Origin of the sequence: Bradyrhizobium tunisiense (assembly GCF_042263385.1) — a bacterium.
Lineage (GTDB): Bacteria > Pseudomonadota > Alphaproteobacteria > Rhizobiales > Xanthobacteraceae > Bradyrhizobium > Bradyrhizobium tunisiense.
This window is the reverse complement of record NZ_JBHLEV010000003.1, coordinates 831,623-850,665: the sequence shown is the minus strand read 5'-3', so window position 1 is coordinate 850,665 and position 19,043 is coordinate 831,623. Positions and strand designations below refer to the sequence as shown.

The following is a 19,043-nucleotide window of genomic DNA, read 5'->3' as shown; positions in this document are numbered from 1 at the left end:
TCGTCGTTTTGGATGGCGGCGACCAAGGTGCGATGGAGCTGGTTCGATCCGCCGTTCGGGGGCACTTCTCCCCGGCGGGGAGAGAGTCATCCAAATCCTATCCGCCTTCAGAGCCTTTCTTGCCCGCAACGCACGCCTCCATGATTTCGTCGAGCTCCGCCTTCGAGAGCAGCCCGAGTTCGGCAATGAAGACGATCCGTGATCGCGGTACGCCTGCTGCCGGCGCATCGCCCGGGGCAAGCGTGGCGCGGCCGGCGGCAAACTGAAACACCATCTGGCGCCCGGGCTGCTCGACGGTCTCGAACAGGCCTTTTGCGCGCGCGAGCTTTGGCGCAAGCCGCCCGATCGCCTGCTGCAGGCGCGGCAGCGAGAGCGGCTGGTCCGAGGTCCAGCTCAGCGTCTCGAAGCGGTCCTCCGCCGGGCGTTTCGGCGGGGCCTCGCGCAGAGTGGGCGCGCGATCGACATGCGCGGGAAACAATAGCGCGGACGGAATCTCGCCATGTGGCGCATCGACCACCACGGCGGGAACGCGTTGTGCGCGAATGGCCGCGCGCATCCGGACATTTGCGCCCTCCTCCGCCAGATCCAGCTTGGTCAGCGCCACGATATCGGCGACGCGCAGCTGCGACCGCTGGAGGGCATCGTCCAGGGCGGCTGGCGGCGCTGCCGCGTCCATCACGCAGAGCACCGTCTCCAGCGGCGCCTCGCGCAGGATCACGGGGTCCATCAGATTGCGGACGATGTCGGCGGGATCGGCGATGCCGCTGGTCTCGATGACGATGTACTCCGGCTTCGGATCCCGCCGCAGCAGGCTTGAGAGCGTGCGCAAGAGATCGCCTTCGAGCGAGCAGCAGATGCAGCCATTGGCGAGACTGACCACGCCGTCGCTGGCGCCCGCGATCAGCTCCGCATCGATGTTGATGGCGCCGAAATCGTTGACGACGGCGGCAATGCGCCGCCCCTCCGCGTGCGCCAGCAGATGGTTCACCACCGTGGTCTTGCCCGCCCCCAGAAAGCCCGTCACCAGGAGAATGGGGACCGGCATGGTCAACCCTCGACGACGGGACGGCGCACGGGCTTTCCGGGCCGCGCCGTCACATCGAGCACGCCATCGCCGATCAGCACCTGGCCGCTGACAACGAGATGCCGCACGCCTTCCGACGGACGGTTCATCGCCGTGAAGGTCGCGCGATCCGAGAGCTTCTCGTAGTCGAACACGACGATGTCGGCGTCCGCGTCTTTCGCGAGCCTGCCCTTGGCGCGCATCGCGGGCGTGCTCTGCGACAGGATCTCTGCCGGGATCAGCGCGCATTTGCGCACGCCTTCGAGCAGCGACACGGCCTTGCGCTCGCGCACCCATTCGCGGATGAATTTCGTGAAGCAGCCGGCCGAGCGCGGATGCGAGGTGGCATCGTCAGGCAGCGGCCAGGCATCGCCGGTGTAGGTCTTGCCGTCCGAGGTCGTCCACGGCATCGCGTCGGAAGCGATGGCGCCGCCGGGATAAAGCACCGACATGTCGAGCAGGTCGCGATGATGCGCATTGTTCTCGGTGTCGAGGATGTGCCAGAGCACCAGCGAGGACGGCTCTTCGGCCTGCGCCTTCAACAGCTCCTCGCGGTCGTGGAAGCGATAGCCGTCGGTGACGCGCTGCACGGAATCGTAACCGGTACCGTTGCGCTCGACGAATTCGGGGTCGCTGAAGAAGGCGGCGGCGAGCACGGTGGAGCCGGTGCCGTAAGGATAGGCCTCGACGGTGATCGGCAGGCCCTGTCCTTGCGCCTTTGCGATCAGCGCGCGGCAACGCTCGACGTCGGTCTTGCTCGACGAGTTGAAATGGCAGATGTGCATGTGCGCACCGGTGGCGCCGGCATAGCCGATCAGGCGGATATAGGCTTCCACCGCGCTTTCGGGGTCGATACGCGACATGAAGGCGACATGGGTGAAGGTCGGCACGTCCTTGGCTGCAGCGAGCTGACACACCGCCGTCAGCTCCTGCACGCCGGCGCCCGGCGCATAGGCGTTCAGGATACCGATGCCGATGCCGCCCTCGTCGAGGCCGCGCGAAAGCCGATCGAGGATGCCGGCGACCTCCGCGTCGGTCGCGACGTTGTCCATCCAGCGGCGGTCGCGCATGGCATTGCCGAACGCTTCCAGCGAGCTCTCCGCGTTCGAGCCCGTCATCGCGCCGATGCGCGCAAAGGCCCAGTTGGTGGCCGCGCCGTAGTTCAGCACGCGTCCCTTCCGCGCCTGGAGTTCATACCAGGAGGCGACCGGCAGCACACCGGCCTCGAGATCGAGCGTCGTCGTCACGCCGTCGAAGGCCTGCATGCGGTCGGCGGGAAGCGACTGGCCGTGTGCGTGCAGATCGATGAAGCCGGGCGCAACCACGAGGCCCGCGGCGTCGATCACCCGCTCGGCGCCACCAAGGCCCGTGCCCACGGCAACGATCTTGCCGTCCGCCACCGCCACGTCCCCGACAGCATCCATCCCGCTCGCGGGATCCACCACCCGGCCGCCAGAGATCACCAAACCGCTCATATCAAGACTCCCGAAAGCAGAGATCGCATCAAGGCAGATTTTGGGAGCAGCGACTACCTTCGCCAATGCCGACGCAGCATGCTCGCAAGGGAGGTCAATTCGCAGGCACATCGCAAACACGCGTTCGCGGTCTCGCGGCATGGTCTGCCCGAGCTTTGCTTTTCTCCTTGCCCTCTCGGAAAGAAAGGGCGCAGGGAAGGCCGGGCGCCGGCTGGCACCCGTAAAGACCCCCGTGCTGAACAGATGCACACGCAATGCACAGGGGAGACACAGGGCAGCCGAAACCAGGCCTTCCCTGCGCGATGGTTTGACGGCCTATGCCGCGCTCTCCCGGGAGCCGACCTTTCCTTTGGCCTCCCTCGCCCCGCGGATTGGATGATGCAGTCTGCCCGGTTGGGCTCGCTGGCATCTCCGCTAGACTTGACCGTAGCAACGACGGCCAGGACCACACGGTTTCGCTGTACGCAGGGGCGCCGTTCGTCTTCGCAGGCCACGCATGCTCACGAGGTTCATCCCGCCCTGCACGCGCAAGCTCCGCCTTCAACGCCGCCCGCGTCCACCGCAACTCCCAGCCCGCGCTCGAAACGACGTACGACCGCCCCTTTGGTGGGCTGGGATGGCCGACACATACGACAAATCCGAATTTCGGTAAAGTGGTATATTTTTGACAGAAGGGGTTGACAGCGGATCGGGGTGTTTCGCTTGAAATCAGGAACTCCCCGTCGGTGCCGGCACGCACTCCAGGCTCGGCGAGCTTCCGAACCGGCGCGGGGCGCGGATGCCAGTCGCATGCGTCCACGACGCTCCTTCGCCGTCTTCTCGCCCCCATTGTCATTCAGGGACGAGGCGGGGCGGCGTTATAGTGGGCAAGTTCCCGAAGGTTCCGTGTGATCGTGCAAGATCTTCCGCAACGCGACCCCCGTCATTCCATGTCGCGCCGCGCTCTGCTCGGCGGACTCATGTCGGCAGGCAGTGCCCTCGCGCTCGGCGGATGCGCCGGGCTCGGTGCGACCGGCGCGCGCTACGATGCATCGTCGCTCTCCGTCGACTCCACATTGCTCGTCGCGACCACGCGCAAGCCCGTGAACGGCGCCCGCGCCAAACCCTGGTTCGGTCCGGAGCGCGCGACGAGCATGACGGTGGCGCGGGCCAAGCTGGTGGCGCCCGATGAGAGTCGCCTGTCTCTCGCCTCGGTTGGACTTGGCGGCTGGCGTCTTGATCGGATTGAAACCGCGCCGGCCGACGCCGGCGATCTTGCAACGCAGGCCGGCGGTGGCGACGTGCTGATCTATGTGCACGGCTTCAAGCAGACGTTCGAGACGGCCGTGCTGGATGGCGCCTATCTCTCCGATGCGATCAAGTTCCGCGGCCGGACCATGGTGTTCGCATGGCCCTCCAAGGCCGGACTGTTCGACTATGCCTATGACCGCGACAGCGCGATGTGGTCACGCGACGAATTCGAGCGCGTGCTCTCCGCGCTGGTGTCGGCGCCGGGAGCGGGCCGTGTGCACATCGTGGCGCACAGCATGGGAACCATGCTGACGTTGGAGAGCCTGCGTCAGCTCTATGGGCGATACGGCGACACGGTGACGAGCAAGATCGGCGCGGTGGTGTTTGCCTCGCCTGATATCGACATGGACGTGTTCTCGTCGGCGGTCCAGCGCATCGGCCCGCTGGCCGGCAAGATCACCGTGATCGCGTCGACGAACGATCGCGCACTGGCGCTGTCGGGACAGCTCGCAGGCGGCATGACCCGGGTCGGCGCCGCCGAAAAGGCCGCCATCGCGCGGCTCGGCGTGCGCGTCGTCGATGCGTCAGCGGAAGGCTGGGGCATCATCAACCACGATCTGTTCCTGTCGAATGCGGAAGTGCAGCGGGTGATCCGGCGGTCGATCGATGGGACGACGGCGTAGGGGAGCGCCAGAACCCTAGGCGATCAAGCGCTGCACCAAGGCGGACTCACTCGAATACGTCAGAAGTGCCTCGTGCGTGGCGCGGGTCACGCCGACATAGGTCAGCCGGATACATTCCTCGATGGTCTCGCCGTGGCGGCCGAGCAAACCCAGGCCGGCGATGGCGACGCAGGGAAACTCTAGCCCTTTCGCGGTGTGCATGCTCAGAAACCGCACAGCCACCCGCTTGACCGAAATTCTGTTGCGATTGTCCTTGGCCAGATCGATCGGCACGTCGTGCCTGGCGAGGATCTGCGCGACCCGCCCGCCGATCCAGTGCTCGGGGTAGAGACACGCCATCTGCGACCATTCGTACCCGGCCTTTCTCCGGTCCAGGAACCACTCGGCAACGCAGTGAGCTTCCGCATCGATGCTCACGCACCGCCGCACCGCCGGCTCCAGTCCCTGCCGGCCCGCATCTTCGGGCAACAGGATGGCGTGCTCGTCGTCGGCCGTGACGCCGGGAGCGCCAATGACGTCTGCAGCGAAGCGTCTCGCGAAGGCGACGATTTGCGCGGTGTTGCGGTAGTTGACCTTCAACACGGTCGTTCTGCCCTTGGCTTCGATTCCGAGCTGGCTCCACACCGGGCGTTCGCGTCCTTTGTAGATGGCCTGAATGTCGTCATAGACGACCATCAGCGCCCTGGTGCGCGGGTTCACCATCTTGGCCGCGAGCGCGAGCCATTGCGGCTCGAAATCGTGTGCCTCGTCGATCAGGACCGCGTCGTACTGCTCCATGGGGATATGGCCCTGATCCACGGCCTTCACGACCTCCGACACGCTTGCAGCCAGTCGCGTGGCGCAGTCCGGATAGTCTCGCTCGGACGGGGCGGGAATCCCGTAAGTCCGCAACATCCGGTAACACCATGAATGAAAGGTGAGGACCTGAACGCGGTTCTCGACGCCCCGGCTCTGCATGGCATCCTCGAGCCGCCCGGCGATGCCATTGGCGTAACACAGGATCAGCACCGGCTTCGCCGCCGCCCGCGCGAGATACTCGGCGCGGAAGGCCAGGATCAGGGTCTTGCCCGATCCGGCGACGCCGCGAATGATCCGATGCCCCTCTCCCAGACTGCGCGCGAACTGCTCCTGATGCAGGTCCATGACGGCGAGCGTCCGGTCCGAAGGATCGGCCGCAGGCGGCTCGTCCAGAGGCAGGGCAATCTGCCGGATGCGGATCTCCGGAAACAGCAGCGCCCGCAGCCGGTCGAACTGCGGCATGGACAGCGGCTCTCCGAGACGCGGATGCACCATGCGCCACAATCTGGACCGGAATTCCTCGGGATCCGCGCCCTCCGTCATTTCGTCCTTGAACAGGCAGAGCTGCTCGGAGAACACCTCCTTAAGATCGGTCTGGTCGAACTGCTTGCGGGTGATGTTCGTGAACACGGCCCCATAGCCGAACGGCACGATGGCTTTGCCCATGAAGCGATGCCCCGCCGGAAACAGCAGCTGTCCATCCCGCTCCAGCGTGCGCACGACGTCGAAGGTATATTTGCGAGCCTGCTCGAGCGGATTGCTCTCGCGCACGACGCCACGATTTGTCAGCAGCTCGACCTTGGTCTTGTCCGCCGAGACGATCGTTTCCAGACGCCAGTCCTTGACCTCGAGCACCAGCAGCCCGTTCGCGGGATGAACGATGATGAAATCCGGATGCCGGTTGAGAGGACCAACGGGCAGGTTGTGCCAGACGACGGCGTTCTCTTCGAGGAAGTCCTTGAGCCGTTCGGCGAGTCGAAGCTCCCCGCGGCTGTCGAAGCGCGCGAAGCCCAGGCTGGGGATCAGGATTGCCATTGCACGACCGATGCGGACCGCGTGAAGGGCTACCGGCGCAGCCGAGCGGTTCTCCGGGCGATATGGTTGCCCAGAGCGTACAGGTTTTCAATGGCTTGGGATGTGTCTGGCGCTCCCTAGGGGACCGGGTGTTTCGAGGTAATTCAAATCCTTAGGTCAGTGTTTGGGGAGATTCATGGCATTGTGATTCATGACATTTCAGCGCCGCGCCCCAAACCCGAGGCTACTCGCCCTGTTTGTTACCAGGCAGAACACAGCCGACGAAGAAAGCTTGCGACGCGCGCGAGCTCGTCACCTTGTCTCGTCATTCGGCTCGTTGACATTTTGACATCAGAACATATAGTGAACATCAGCGTCTAAACGGAATGATCTTCGGTCCAAGCGGCAGGACCAGCTGCTGTTGGGAACTCCCCTCGTCGGGATCGATGGCGAGGGCTGCCCGCAATTCCGCGATGACGGGAGCGATACGGACCATGGCGAGCGACGTACTGTCCGGCATATCCGTGATGTTCGTCAGCCTCATTTCGGTTTGGGTAATGCAGAGGACGTAATCGTCAGTCATCCGGAGTGGATCAATGCCGTCGAAGAGTTCGCGGGCGAAAGTGGTAAACCGCGAAATCGGGACCGAAAGATCGTGGACAGCGCGCGCGATGACCGCCATCGCCGCAAGTTCGCGGAAAGTATAACCTTCGGAACGACCGTCTCTCGCCCGGATTGGCGGAAGTGTGCGCTTCCAATGCCGCAGCGTTTCTGTTGAGATGTTGACGCCGGAAAGCACTTGAGACGTAAAAAAACGCATGGAGAGCTCTCAGAAGTGTGGTCGTCCACATTTACAAATGGGGTTAACCCCATTTAAGTATCGAATCGATAATGTATTGACGTTCATCGGGAAGAATATCATGGCCAGCCGTTTCGACTTAGCGGCCCTCATCGCAGCGCTTTGGCGATTGGGTTCCGACGGTAAGCGGATGCCGACATCTCACGGAATTCTGGATCGTGCTCTCAAAGCGTGCTTGAACGATCTCCCGGGCGCCCTTTCTTCGAATTTGACCTTCGGCAATACGGCCGTAGGCCTCCGGTGCTATGAACTACCGGACATTCTACTTGCCGCTCAGGAAGCGCTGATCACCAGCGAGCCGAATCCGACCTATTTGTCGACCGACGTGACGCTCGGAGTAAGCGAGGCACGCCAGATCGCTCTATCGTGCGGCCTCTCCACGGCTCAAGCCAAAGCCATCGGCTCCCTCCTGGTCGACGCCGCGACCGAGATAGAAACTCAGTTCGCAATCGACCCGGATCGGCCGGCCGCCGCCTAGGTAGGGCTCATGCAGCGCCAGGTCCGAACCGAACTTCGGGGACTGGCGCCAGAGCTCGCGGCCGAGGTGGACGAACTCGCGGCCGCCTGGCTTAAGACCCTGCTCGAACGGCTTGGCAGCACCAATCACTGGGAATTCCGACCTAAACAAATCAATGATCCCATCTGGGGCACGATCGAACTTGCTCCATGGGAAGTGGCGCTGCTCGATACGGCGCTGCTCCAGCGCATGCGGGGCGTGCGGCAGCTCGGTCTGGCGCAACTTGTATTTCCGGGAGCCGGCCACGATCGACTGGAGCATATCCTAGGAGTCGTCGGCGCGGTCGAGCAGTGCGTTCAGTCGCTCGCGCGTCAGATTGACCGGTGGAATCGAGATCACGCGACCACTCCTCTACCTGCGATCGAAGAAGCAGATCGCTATGCCCTGCGGCTCGCCGCTCTTCTGCACGATACGGGTCACGGACCGTTCAGCCACGCTATAGAGCCGGTAATGGAGATGACGACGCTTCTCGGGCGCGACTCGGTCGAGGCGGGCTGGCGGGTCGAGATAGGCAAGCTGCAGAGGGCGTTGAAGGGAAAATATACGCTCAACGCGCCGCCGTCCGCATCCGAGGTCGTCGCGGTGATGATAGTCCTTTCCGAGGCGATGACGCGGGTGTTGGCCCACGACAAGCTGATGATGTCCAAGGGGCGATCGGGCGACGATCTTCAGGAATTCATCGTGTCGGCGATCATCGGAGCGGTCGAAGGGCCGGGAGCCACGTATCTGTCGAGTCTCATCAGCAGCCAGATCGATGCGGACAAGCTGGACTACCTTCCGCGCGACGCGCATCACGCGGGTCTCGATATCGGATTCGACACCGACCGTCTTCTCTCGCGTCTGGAAGTGCTTCGGGTCACGCCGGCCAACGTCGATCGCGCGTCTCTGAAGGAACTGCACGAACGCGCGAGCGCGTCGAAAGAACAGATGTTCCTTCAGCTCGGCATCGCCGCTTCGGGTTTCGGATCGTTCGAGCAGATGCTCATCGGCCGGACGTTCCTGTACGATCGCCTCTACCACCATCACAAGGTCAGGTCGGCCGAAGCCATGGCGCAGCGACTGCTCCTAGTTGCTGAACGCGACCGCGGACGACGCTTTACCCTGAAGGAGATATTTCTCGGCGTCGGTGACGACACGATGCTGCGCATATTAGCCGGAGAGGTTACGCACAGCGGCTTCGCGATCGCCCCAGGAAAGGCAACCGAGCTGGCCAAGGGCGTGCTCGAGCGCAGCCTCTTCCACCGCGCGTTCGCCTTCAGGGCTAGGTTCATCGCGGATACGCCGGGCCTTTCGAAGGACACGCTCGAGCAAAACCGGCGCACTCTCTGGCGGAAGATCGAGAGCGAACTAGAAACGCTCCCTCAGCGCTATGATCTCGGTCGAGTGATCTTCGACGTCGCCACGGAATGCGCGAAGACGATCCTCGGGCAGAACGTCGAAGCCGACAGGATGCGTTGGATGATCGACGAACTCGCACGCATGGGGCCGGAGCAGATCATCGTCGACCTGCCCAAGAACAACACCCAGCGAATCAGCACGTTGGCGCGCTACCCTAACGGCGCCATCAAGATCCCCGAGTTCTCATTCAATCCGCAGAAATGGTCCGACGCGTACGAACTGCAGAAGCGCACCGGCTACGTGTTTTGTCCGCGCAGCATCGTCGAGATCGCCGGTCTCGCCTCGAAGATCGTCTTCCTGAAGCGCTTCGGGGTGATCATGGGCAACGACGCCGACGGCTATATCAAGGCCCCGTCTGAGATCCCGCCGGGTTGGATCGAAGCGCTGTGCAAGGGTGGCCTTCTCGACGAGGCTGCCGCCGAGCGCCTCGTGACGCGACGTCAAAGCCTGCTGGCCGTCGCGGCGGAAGATCTCGCGGTCCCTGAAGACTGGATCAAGGAGGACGCCGACATCCCGTACAGTCTGGCGGCGGACATCGGCAAGCATTTGCGCGGCGGGCTGACCGCAGAAGACAAGGCGAAGCTCACGACAGTCCTGCAGGGGATGTACGCGTTCGTGGACCTTTGGTTCGCCGGCCACGTTACGACGGATATCGAAGACGAGGCCGCGTTGCAGATATTGTTGCGGGACAGCCTGCGCGCTCGAGGACTAGAGGTGGATGAGGGATCCAGAGTGGGCGGCGGTAACCTTGATCTGTGGGTCGAAGATGCTGTCCTGATCGAGAACAAATTCCATGGACCGACGAAGCATCCCACACGCGTCGCCGCACCCGCCGGCATGCAGGGCCGCCGCTACGCGATTTCTCTCGGATCCCAGGTCGTCGTCGTGGTCGTGGGTCACAAGCTTTCGGGCGGCGACCTTCCCAACAAATCGGCCACGCTCAGCATCCACGGCATCAGCTCGATCGACCCCAACAGGGTCGAATTCCGTTTCAGCCTACCCTATGGCGCGCCGTTGCCGTCCCGGGAAAGCGAAGACCCGAAGGCGCGGCGATCGGAAAAATCAGACCGGCGGAAGAAGGGCTAGTGGGCAGCGGACGCTGGCTACTGGATGATCCGCAAATGTGATCCGCGCGTCTTCTCTTGGCCAGGCAGATCGATTGAATAGGTTCTTGCCACCTCCGTCTCGTTCATCATCAACACCTTCGCCAGGTCGGCTACCGAATAGCCCATGTCGTTGAGATGTAGCGAGACGAGATCAGAGAGCGTACGCGGCTCCTCGATCGGAAAGTCGAGCTCGGGCGGCTCGCGGAGCCGGATCTTGTGGATGTTGAATTGCTTCCAAATGTACTGCGCCTGGGTTTCATTCAGGAATCCGGCGCGCTTGGCGGCGAACACCAGCGAGCCCATCGAAACCTTCCACTCCGGCTTCAGCGCGGCCAGCAAACGCAGATCGACGCGGCCACGTCCGGCGAAGTACGGCTTGATATCCTCAGTTGGCATCAGGAAGCAGGAAGCAAAGGCATCGGCCTCTTCCTCCATGTTGGGCGTCGGGAAGTTGTGCATGATCACGTGTGCCAGTTCGTGGCACAGCGTGAAGCGCATGCGGTCCGCCGGCTGGGCGCGGTTCAGCACGATGATATGCGGCATCGACGGCACGGAGAACCGCACGCCGCTGACGGTCGAGCCGCCCAGGTCGGAGTGCGCGACGATGATGCCGGCGTCCTCGACGAGCCCGGTCAGGTCGTGGATTGGCCCGTCAGGTACCTGCCAAAACCGGCGCACCAGGCCGGCGATCTTCTCGGGGTCGTTTTCGTACTCATCGGCGTCAAAGCGCGGCAGCTTGTTGACTGGCTCGAGGTCGGTCGCCTCCAGCAGCTTCCGGAGGTGCATGACGCGCACATTCAGTTCGGCGACGATGCGGTGGAGCTCTGTCGCCGACACGTCGGCCTTTTTGCGCCACATCGGCGCGTGCACGCTCACGGGCGCGCCGTAGATGACGTCGGTCTGCCTGAAGAACTCCAACGGTACCGAGAACGTCTCGGCGGCGGCCTCGAGCAATTGGTCCGACGGCTCCTTCAGCCCGTTCTCGATCCTCGACAGTTCGGAGTTCTGCACACGGAGGCATTCCGCCGCCACGTTCTGCGGGAATCCTCGCAACTGCCGCGCTAGGCGCAGCATGAGACCTGGCTTCGACATTCAGTATCCTTCAACCCACCCGAGTCGGCGACGATTCTCGTTTACGTCCGGTTAACCGCCTGCGGCGGGTCAGGACGCTTCGCCGCCGTTCTTCTTCTTGGTCTTGGCCGTATCCTTCAGCTTGGCCACGCTGCGGCGACGGGGCTGAGGAGTGGCGGTCTTCTGCTGCGGAAACTCGATGATGCCCTGTTGACCTCCTGGCAGCTCGAAGCTCCACAACTGGCCTTCGCCGTTGCGGGCCGTCACATACACCGACTTGTAGCCGGTGCTGAGCTCGTTCACCTTCCAGCAGATCTCGACCTTCATCGCCGACGGTGCGTCCGCGAACGGGATGGCGGGGTCGAGAAAGTTGTCGTTGGCGCCGGTCCGGATGTTGCTGCCTTTGCCGCGCTTCACGGCCTTCTTAAACCGCACCAGCACCTTGCCGTCGAACAGGAAGCGCGCCGTCGAGCCGGTGGTGAAAACTACGGTGCCGGGCTTGCCGTTGAACTCGGCGACCGCGGCCCGGATCAGGCTGTCGAACACGTCGACCGAGTCGGTGCGCTTGTACATGTTGCCGGCGCCGCGCTTCACCAGGTAGTCCTTGAACGCCCGGTCGAGAACCTTCCGGATCCGCTTGCTGTACGGCGCCAAGACCTCGCGGACTTCCTTCTCCACCGGCAACGACATGTCTGCACTCGGCTCCATTGAATCGGGTACTCGAAACCTATCGCAAAAAATGCCAAAATAGAAGATTATTTTGCAAATATTTTGCAAAATAAACGTAAGATTTTGATTTAATTATATTTTCTTCGTTGATAGCTCAGCGTCGATGTTCACTTAGGAAGACTTTTGAAAAGCAAAGTTCACAAGTGCGGACGCAAGACCGGCGTTCCTGTCGCCTCGAGAAAGCGATATCGCTCAAGAACGCGCTCACCGCCCTGAAGCGCGTGCACTTCTGCATCATCACGACCGAGTACGGGAAGGCGTTCACGGTCGACGGGTTTGCGTAAGATGTTCGGAAGATTGCTGGCTGATGCCGGCGCGACGGCACATGAGATCATGGCCGCGATGGGCCACCTGACGCTCGCTGAAGCCGAGCGATACACGCGCGAAGCTGATCGTCGGCGTGGTGGCCGCCGTGCAATCGTGAAGCTCGAAGATCACAAGGCGAACAGAACGCCCCAAACCTCTTCTAAGGGTTTGGGGAAACCGGCAAAAAGCTGAGAGAGATCAACGCTCGATGGAGCCGGCTGGCGCTCCCTAGGGGAATCGAACCCCTGTTTCAGCCTTGAGAGGGCCGCGTCCTAACCGCTAGACGAAGGGAGCGTGAGGGCTAGCCAATAGCCTCGAAATTTGTCCGCCGCAAGGACCCCGACGGGCCTTTTACGGCTCGTTGGCGAATTTCAGCCGTCCGGCGGGCTTCAGGGTGTGGACGTCGAAGGTGCGGATCTCGATGACCCCGCCGAAATCCAGCGTGACCACGAGGCGGTCGCCGGCAACCCCGGTCGAGACGATTTTGGCACCCTTGGGCAGGATGGCGGTGACGTCGCCGGCCGCCTCGGTCGCCCTTCCCTCCGACTTGAAAAGGCGGTAGCCCACCGCGATCAGCACGGCGCAGATCGCCAGCGCCGTGGTCAACCCCGCGATCAGCATCATCCGCCGCACCCGCGCGAACAGCGCGGCCTGCTCGGGGCTCGGTTCGGGAACAGCGGTATCAGACGTCGTCATGGAAAGCTCAGGCTCTGCACAAAGGTTGGAGGTCGTGGTCGCCGGTGACGAGGGCTCGACCCGGCTCGACCGCGTGCTTGCGGCGCGCCTGCCGGAGCTGTCGCGATCGAGGCTGAAGGCCCTGATCCTGGCGGGCGCAGTACACCTGAAGGCCTCCGCGGTCCGCGACCCCGCTTATCACGTCGCATCCGGCGATACGATCATAATCGACGTGCCGGAGGCGGCTGCGCCGGAGCCGAAGGGGGAGGATATCGCCCTCGACATCGTGTTCGAGGACGACGACATCGTCGTGCTCAACAAGCCGAAGGGGCTGGTGGTGCATCCCGCCGCCGGCCACGAGACCGGCACGCTGGTGAATGCCCTGATCGCCCATTGCGGCACCTCGCTGTCCGGCATCGGCGGAGTGCGCCGGCCCGGCATCGTGCACCGGCTCGACAAGGACACCACAGGGCTGATGGTGGTCGCCAAGAACGACCTCGCCCACGCCTCGCTATCAGCGCAATTCGCCGACCACGGCCGCACCGGCGAAATGCGCCGCGGCTACATGACCTTCGCCTGGGGCGTGCCCGGCCGGCATCGCGGCACAATCGATGCGCCGATCGACCGCCATCCGCATGCGCGCGAGAAGATGGCGGTGCGCCAGGGCGGCCGCGAGGCGGTGACGCATTGGGAGATCCTGGAGAGTTTTCCGGGGCGCGACGGCAAGCCGATCGCAACGCTGCTCGCCTGCGAGCTCGAGACCGGGCGCACCCACCAGATCCGGGTCCACCTCGCCCATATCGGGCACCCTCTCATGGGGGATGCGGTCTATGGCCCGCATTTCAAGACCAAGGCGAACCAGCTTGGCCCAGAATCGCAGGCAGCTCTGGCCGCGCTGGGGCGGCAGGCCTTGCATGCCTATTTGCTGGTATTGGAGCACCCGAGGACCGGAGAATTACTCCACTGGGAGGCGCCTTTGCCGGAGGATTTGCTTCTCCTTCAAGCTGCGCTGAAAGCGGCGCTATGACGCAGGCCCGTTAGGAAAAGCGTTACATTACAAAAAGTTATAGCTGCCACACGGGGTCGTGACGTCAGCAATCCTTCCCTTTTTGACCCCCCATGGGGTATATTGCGCCTGCGTTGGAAATGACCAACGCGGAACATCGCAGCTACGGCCGGCTTTAACAAAGCGGTCGTCTGCCTGGCCCGCCGCTATCGGGGGCCTGAACCTTTGGAGGGCTTCAGTATGGCCCGTACCGCTACTTTGCCGGTGCTCAACGGAGAATCCGGCCTCTCTCGCTACCTCGCCGAGATCCGCAAGTTCCCAATGCTGGAACCCCAGCAGGAATACATGCTCGCCAAGCGTTGGCGCGAGCATGACGATCGCGACGCGGCACACCAACTCGTCACCAGCCATCTCCGGCTCGTGGCCAAGATCGCCATGGGCTATCGCGGCTACGGCCTGCCGATTTCCGAGGTCGTCTCGGAAGGCAATGTCGGCCTGATGCAGGCGGTCAAGCGTTTCGAACCCGAGAAGGGCTTTCGTCTCGCCACCTACGCGATGTGGTGGATCAAGGCGTCGATTCAAGAGTACATCCTGCGTTCCTGGTCGCTCGTGAAGATGGGCACCACCGCGAACCAGAAGAAGCTGTTCTTCAACCTGCGCAAGGCGAAGAGCAAGATCAACGCGCTGGACGAGGGCGATCTGCGCCCCGACCAGGTGAAGGTCATTGCCAAGCGTCTCGGTGTCACGGACCAGGACGTGATCGACATGAACCGCCGCCTCGGCGGCGACGCGTCGCTCAACGCACCGATCCGCGACGACGGCGAAGCCGGCGAATGGCAGGACTGGCTGGTCGACAATACGCCCAACCAGGAAGCCATGCTGGCCGAGCACGAGGAGTATGACGAACGCCGTGACGCGTTGAACGGCGCCATGGGCGTGCTCAACCCGCGCGAACGCCGCATCTTCGAGGCCCGCCGCCTCGCCGATGAGCCGATGACGCTGGAAGACCTCGCCGCCGAGTTCGGCGTGTCGCGCGAGCGCGTCCGCCAGATCGAGGTCCGCGCCTTCGAGAAGGTGCAGTCCGCGGTCAAGGGCACGATCGCAAGGGCCGAGCAGGCCGCGTTGGAAGCCGCGCACTAAGCGGGGCTTCGCCGCAGTAAGAGATTGGCGGATCGAAAAGACGAAAAAGCCGGCGGCAACGCCGGCTTTTTTTGTTGCCTGTGTGATGCTCTGTTCGAGTGAGGCACAGCGCAGCCAGCTCTCGGTGTCATGCCTGACCGGGGCATCCAGTACACCGCAGTGTCGTAGCGGCGAGATCTTCAACGCCAGCCTCTGGAATACTGGATCGCCCGGTTGAACCGGGCGATGACAGCTATGGTTGTGGCTGCAGTCGGCGCCGCAGGCGTGCCTCTCAGCTCACGCTAAGCGCACCCCGGAATGACAGGCAGCTCTACTCCCCCCACACCCGCGCCAGGGTCGCGAGCCAGCAACCTTCGCAATAGCGCGCGTCCTTGTAGTCGATCCAGTTGTGCGCGTAGACGCGATCGAGCGGGATGCCGTAGCGGGCGCGCAACACCTTCACGAGGATCTTCCACGCCGCGACCTGCGCTTCGGTCGGACCGGTCGCCACGTCCGGATAATTGCCGGCGAATTCGACGCCGATCGAGTTGTCGCGCAGCACCTGCCGGTAGGTCGCACGATTGTCGATGTATTTATTGTCGTTGCGGTTGGCGCCGTCGCCATGGGTCGGCACCAGGTTTTCGGCGACCGCCCAATAGACCGTGCCGTCGGTCTCGACCCACACCGTGACGCCGCGCCGCGTCGGGGCCTTCGCCTGCGCCTGCGCCCCGCCGCGCGCCGAGCCCGCAGGTCCCTCGGTCTGATGCACGATGATGTTGCGCCAGGGGTTTGCGTCGCGGACGTCGCCCCACGGCGCCAACCAGACGATCTTTAGACCAGGAATGTCGGGCGTGCCGGAGGCGCGCGCGAGTTTTGTCAGCTCGGCATCCTCGGCACTGGCGGGGACAATCAGAGACAGGGCGGCGAGAACGGCTACGAGCAGGCGAGACATCATCATCCGGATCCAATCACGGATGCTGGTCTAGCACGGCTCCAGGCGAATTTTGTGCGCGCCCTCGTGAGGACCGACCGGCTCGGGCGAGAGCGGCGGCGGCGGATCGTAGACGGCAAAGTCGTTCTTGCCGTTCTTCTTGGCCGCGTAGAGCGCATGGTCGGCGTTGGCCATCAAGCGATCCGGGAATGCGCCGATGCCGCGATCCCATTGCGCGACGCCGATCGAGATCGCGATCGGGATCTCGTCGCCGGTGCAGGCCTCGGCATCCTGGCGGCAAACCTCGAGCACGCGGCGGGCGATCGCGGCGGCCTCGCGCAAGGACGAGGACGGCAGCACGACGCAGAACTCGTCGCCGCCGGTGCGGGCGAGCATGTCGCCGGGCCGAAGGCGCGTCTGCGCCATCAGGGTAAAGTGCTGCAGGCAGGCATCGCCGGCGGCATGGCCGTGGGTGTCGTTGATGGTCTTGAAGCCGTCGAGGTCGATCACCAGCAGCGAGAACGGCGAGCCGTTGCGCGCGGAGCGGGCGCATTCCTCGGTCAGGCGCTGCAGCAGATGCCGCCGGTTGGCGACGCCGGTGAGATCGTCGAGCAGCGCGAGATCGGCAACCTCGCCGCGCAGGCGGTCCATCGCCATCAGCAGGAAGCCGAAATTGAGCGTCATCGACAGAAACAGCAGAACCAGCACCAGCAAGCCGTGGACCTGACCACCGCTCTGCGCCGAGAAATCGTAGCCGATCAAATGGCCCGCGGTGCGCACCACGAACATCCCTATGATGGTGAGGATGACGATGGCGGACAGCCGAGCCCCCGGACTGACGCGGCCCTCGGGCCGCGACAGCAACAAGGGTAACGCCAGCACCAGCGGCACCGCTTGGCCGAGCGTGTAGCTCACCATGCGCAACTGGACCTGATCGAAGCCGAGCAGGAAGACCACGATGGCGGCAATGCTCAGCATCGTGGTCGCGGACATGAGGCGCCATGACACCGGCCGGTCGTAGAAGCGCTGGATGCCCATCGCCGCCAAGCAGCAGGCCGCGATGATACCGGCCGCGCCGACGACGGTCGGTATGGGCGAGGCGATGAACAGGCGAAGCAGCGCGGCCATCGCGCCGGCGGCGCCGACGAAGGCCGATCCCGTCCAGAACCGCGCCGCCGCGAATTTCGGATACGAACGCGCCACGTAGGCCCAGATCAGGCCAAGCGCGAGGAAGTTGGCGACGAATACCGTCCAGAGTGTCGACACGCTCAGCATGGCGACTGCGGGACGCGCATGGTCCCGCCCTCTTCGCTTGGTAAACGTCCGTACATACCCGCTCCCGTGTTCTTGCGGGCGAGCATGCGCGCGACGCGCTTAATGGAGTCTCACTGCGACCCTCGAAAGTTCCGCCTTGGTTTTGGATTCATGAAGGGCGCGGGTCGTTGGCGGATCGTTAAGCTTGTCGCCGGCGACGGCATCGCCGAAGCCTCGATGCGGATTCGCGCACCAAAATCACCCGAAAATGCATCTGAGCTGTGGATAACGCGATGACATCGATGTGACAGCGCGGGGCAGAGACCTGCGAATCTGCTGAGTTCGTCATCGAGGATGTTGCGAGGCTGGCCCTCCGCCGAGCATCCCTCGTGTCGCGTTCCACCATTAACCCTTAAGAGGATCCTATGGCTAAGAAAGCGAAGAAGGCGGCGAAGAAGAAGGCGAAGAAGGCCAAGAAGGCGAAGAAGAAGTAACGAGGCTTCTTTTTCTTTGCCCGGGTGGAGCCTTGCTCCGCCCGGGCGTCGGGTAAGGATCGAACGAGTTTGAAGACGGCGGGCACAAGGCCCGCTTTTTTATTGGCTTGTTGGCTTACGCTGCTCTTTCACTCCCCCGCCCCACTCTTGTGGGGAAAGGTAAGAACGAAAGCTACCTCTCCGCGAAAGCCAGCTTGGCGCCGAGCGCGGCAAAGCCCGCCGCAAAACTGCGGCGCAGCCACGTCATGACGCCGGGACGGGAGATGACGCGCTCGCGCACGGAGGCGGCGCAGAGGCCGTAGACGGCGAACACCGCAAACGTCATCGCCATGAAGGCGCCGCTCAATTCAAGCATGCGCGCCAGCACATGGGCCTCGTCCGCGGCGATGAACTGCGGCAGGAAGGCGAGAAAGAAGATCGACAGTTTTGGATTGAGGATGTTGATGAGGAAGCCGGTGACGATGACGCGGCCGCTTGAACGCTCCCTGATGTCACCGTCGACCGCCAGCGCTCCGCTCTCGCGCAGCGCCTGCCAGGACATGTAGAGCAGATAGGCGACACCGCACCATTTCAACGCGGCGAAGGCGAGCGCGCTGGTATGGAGCACGGCGGCAAGGCCCAGCATCGCAGCACACATGTGCGGCACGATCCCGAGCGTGCAGCCGAAGGCCGCGGCAATGCTGGCGCGTGAGCCCCGGGTGAGCGCCGCGGCCAGCGTGTAGAGCACGCCGGTGCCGGGCGAGGCGACGACGATCAGCGAGGTGAGCAGGAAGGACCAGGTCATGGGCGGACTTTATCAGGCCGCCTCGCGATGAGAAAGACGGGCCGGCCCGGCGCCCCTCAAGACAGCTGCGCGATCTCGGCCTCGCGTAGGACGTCGAGCGGCGCCCAGGGTTTGGCCCAGAACTTGGCGCCTGCGGGCAAGGCCTGCATCAGGGGGCGGCCGGAGGTGACGACGATGTCGAGTCTGGGATTGCGGTCCTTGGCGACATGGGCGAGCTCGACCCCGTTCATGCGGCCGGCAAGCTGGACGTCGGTCAGCATCAGGCAGAGCGCGCCGGCGCTCTTGTCGAGCACGCGCTCGGCGGCCTCGGCGCTTTCGCACTGGATGACCTGGTAGCCGCTCTCCTCCAGCAGCAGGCACAGCATCTCCCGCTGCATGACGTCGTCCTCGACGATCAGCGCCGTCGCACGAAATGGCTGTGCCTGTCCCATCAGCGTCTCCCAATGCTTGCTTGCGTAACGTAGGTTAAGGGGCCAATTCGCTCTCGGTTCGGTTCCATTCTGAAAAAATGTAAATCATAGTTCCACGACC

At 63.6% G+C, this 19,043-nt stretch carries 17 protein-coding genes and 1 tRNA gene; 6 read left to right on the top strand and 12 right to left on the bottom strand.

Going from position 1 to position 19,043, the window contains the following annotated elements; genetic code table 11:
* Nucleotides 1–97: 97 nt before the first annotated feature.
* Both ACFDR6_RS17370 and ACFDR6_RS17365 read right to left on the bottom strand, forming a co-directional pair.
* A complete protein-coding gene (locus ACFDR6_RS17370; RefSeq protein WP_212080493.1) occupies nt 98–1,045 on the bottom strand; it encodes a CobW family GTP-binding protein in 948 nt (315 codons plus the stop codon).
* Between the two features lie 2 nt (nt 1,046–1,047).
* Nucleotides 1,048–2,649, bottom strand: a complete 1,602-nt coding sequence (locus ACFDR6_RS17365) for an amidohydrolase family protein (protein ID WP_494516628.1) — start codon at nt 2,647–2,649, stop codon at nt 1,048–1,050.
* Between the two features lie 848 nt (nt 2,650–3,497).
* On the opposite strand from ACFDR6_RS17365, the gene ACFDR6_RS17360 reads away from it, so the two are divergent.
* The gene (locus ACFDR6_RS17360) at nt 3,498–4,451 is read left to right on the top strand and encodes an alpha/beta hydrolase (RefSeq protein ID WP_375858959.1); all 954 of its coding nucleotides are present in this window, start codon (nt 3,498–3,500) and stop codon (nt 4,449–4,451) included.
* 15 nt (nt 4,452–4,466) lie between these two features.
* On the opposite strand, the gene ACFDR6_RS17355 is transcribed toward ACFDR6_RS17360, so the two are convergent.
* Together ACFDR6_RS17355 and ACFDR6_RS17350 are read right to left on the bottom strand one after the other, a co-directional pair.
* A complete protein-coding gene (locus ACFDR6_RS17355; protein WP_375858958.1) occupies nt 4,467–6,284 on the bottom strand; it encodes a DEAD/DEAH box helicase in 1,818 nt (605 codons plus the stop codon).
* Between the two features lie 349 nt (nt 6,285–6,633).
* Nucleotides 6,634–7,083 (bottom strand): hypothetical protein, encoded by a 450-nt coding sequence (locus tag ACFDR6_RS17350; RefSeq protein ID WP_375858957.1) that lies wholly within the window; start codon nt 7,081–7,083, stop codon nt 6,634–6,636.
* A 100-nt stretch (nt 7,084–7,183) separates the two neighbouring features.
* Here ACFDR6_RS17350 and ACFDR6_RS17345 point away from each other — a divergent pair, with 100 nt between their 5' ends.
* Together ACFDR6_RS17345 and ACFDR6_RS17340 are read left to right on the top strand one after the other, a co-directional pair.
* Entirely contained in the window at nt 7,184–7,600 is a 417-nt protein-coding gene (locus ACFDR6_RS17345; protein WP_375858956.1) for a hypothetical protein, read from the top strand.
* A 9-nt stretch (nt 7,601–7,609) separates the two neighbouring features.
* Nucleotides 7,610–10,123, top strand: coding sequence for an HD domain-containing protein (locus tag ACFDR6_RS17340; protein ID WP_375858955.1), 2,514 nt, complete (start codon nt 7,610–7,612; stop codon nt 10,121–10,123).
* A 17-nt stretch (nt 10,124–10,140) separates the two neighbouring features.
* On the opposite strand, the gene ACFDR6_RS17335 is transcribed toward ACFDR6_RS17340, so the two are convergent.
* Together ACFDR6_RS17335 and ACFDR6_RS17330 are read right to left on the bottom strand one after the other, a co-directional pair.
* Nucleotides 10,141–11,217, bottom strand: a complete 1,077-nt coding sequence (locus ACFDR6_RS17335) for an ImmA/IrrE family metallo-endopeptidase (RefSeq protein ID WP_375859127.1) — start codon at nt 11,215–11,217, stop codon at nt 10,141–10,143.
* A gap of 87 nt (nt 11,218–11,304) precedes the next feature.
* Nucleotides 11,305–11,904: a hypothetical protein gene (locus tag ACFDR6_RS17330; RefSeq protein ID WP_375858954.1), complete on the bottom strand. Its 600-nt coding sequence runs from the start codon at nt 11,902–11,904 to the stop codon at nt 11,305–11,307.
* A gap of 324 nt (nt 11,905–12,228) precedes the next feature.
* On the opposite strand from ACFDR6_RS17330, the gene ACFDR6_RS17325 reads away from it, so the two are divergent.
* A complete protein-coding gene (locus ACFDR6_RS17325; RefSeq protein ID WP_375858953.1) occupies nt 12,229–12,441 on the top strand; it encodes a hypothetical protein in 213 nt (70 codons plus the stop codon).
* 27 nt (nt 12,442–12,468) lie between these two features.
* On the opposite strand, the gene ACFDR6_RS17320 is transcribed toward ACFDR6_RS17325, so the two are convergent.
* Together ACFDR6_RS17320 and ACFDR6_RS17315 are read right to left on the bottom strand one after the other, a co-directional pair.
* Nucleotides 12,469–12,543, bottom strand: a tRNA-Glu gene (locus ACFDR6_RS17320).
* Nucleotides 12,544–12,600: 57 nt separating this feature from the next.
* Nucleotides 12,601–12,945, bottom strand: a complete 345-nt coding sequence (locus tag ACFDR6_RS17315; protein WP_375858952.1) for a hypothetical protein — start codon at nt 12,943–12,945, stop codon at nt 12,601–12,603.
* Here ACFDR6_RS17315 and ACFDR6_RS17310 point away from each other — a divergent pair.
* Both ACFDR6_RS17310 and rpoH read left to right on the top strand, forming a co-directional pair.
* On the top strand, nt 12,944–13,951 hold the full coding sequence (locus ACFDR6_RS17310) for an RluA family pseudouridine synthase (protein ID WP_375858951.1): 1,008 nt from the start codon (nt 12,944–12,946) through the stop codon (nt 13,949–13,951). The two genes, ACFDR6_RS17315 and ACFDR6_RS17310, sit on opposite strands and share 2 nt — an antisense overlap.
* A 219-nt stretch (nt 13,952–14,170) precedes the next feature.
* Nucleotides 14,171–15,070 carry an RNA polymerase sigma factor RpoH gene (gene rpoH, locus ACFDR6_RS17305; RefSeq protein ID WP_212080488.1) on the top strand — a complete coding sequence of 300 codons (900 nt, stop codon included), beginning with the start codon at nt 14,171–14,173 and terminating at the stop codon, nt 15,068–15,070.
* Nucleotides 15,071–15,380: 310 nt separating this feature from the next.
* On the opposite strand, the gene ACFDR6_RS17300 is transcribed toward rpoH, so the two are convergent.
* The 4 genes from ACFDR6_RS17300 to ACFDR6_RS17285 form a co-directional block, all read right to left on the bottom strand.
* The gene (locus ACFDR6_RS17300) at nt 15,381–16,007 is read right to left on the bottom strand and encodes a peptidoglycan recognition protein family protein (protein WP_375858950.1); all 627 of its coding nucleotides are present in this window, start codon (nt 16,005–16,007) and stop codon (nt 15,381–15,383) included.
* Between the two features lie 24 nt (nt 16,008–16,031).
* A complete protein-coding gene (locus ACFDR6_RS17295; protein WP_375858949.1) occupies nt 16,032–17,255 on the bottom strand; it encodes a GGDEF domain-containing protein in 1,224 nt (407 codons plus the stop codon).
* A 645-nt stretch (nt 17,256–17,900) separates the two neighbouring features.
* Nucleotides 17,901–18,512 (bottom strand): LysE family translocator, encoded by a 612-nt coding sequence (locus ACFDR6_RS17290; RefSeq protein ID WP_317242434.1) that lies wholly within the window; start codon nt 18,510–18,512, stop codon nt 17,901–17,903.
* A gap of 56 nt (nt 18,513–18,568) precedes the next feature.
* Nucleotides 18,569–18,943, bottom strand: coding sequence for a response regulator (locus tag ACFDR6_RS17285; RefSeq protein ID WP_317242433.1), 375 nt, complete (start codon nt 18,941–18,943; stop codon nt 18,569–18,571).
* Nucleotides 18,944–19,043: the final 100 nt, after the last annotated feature.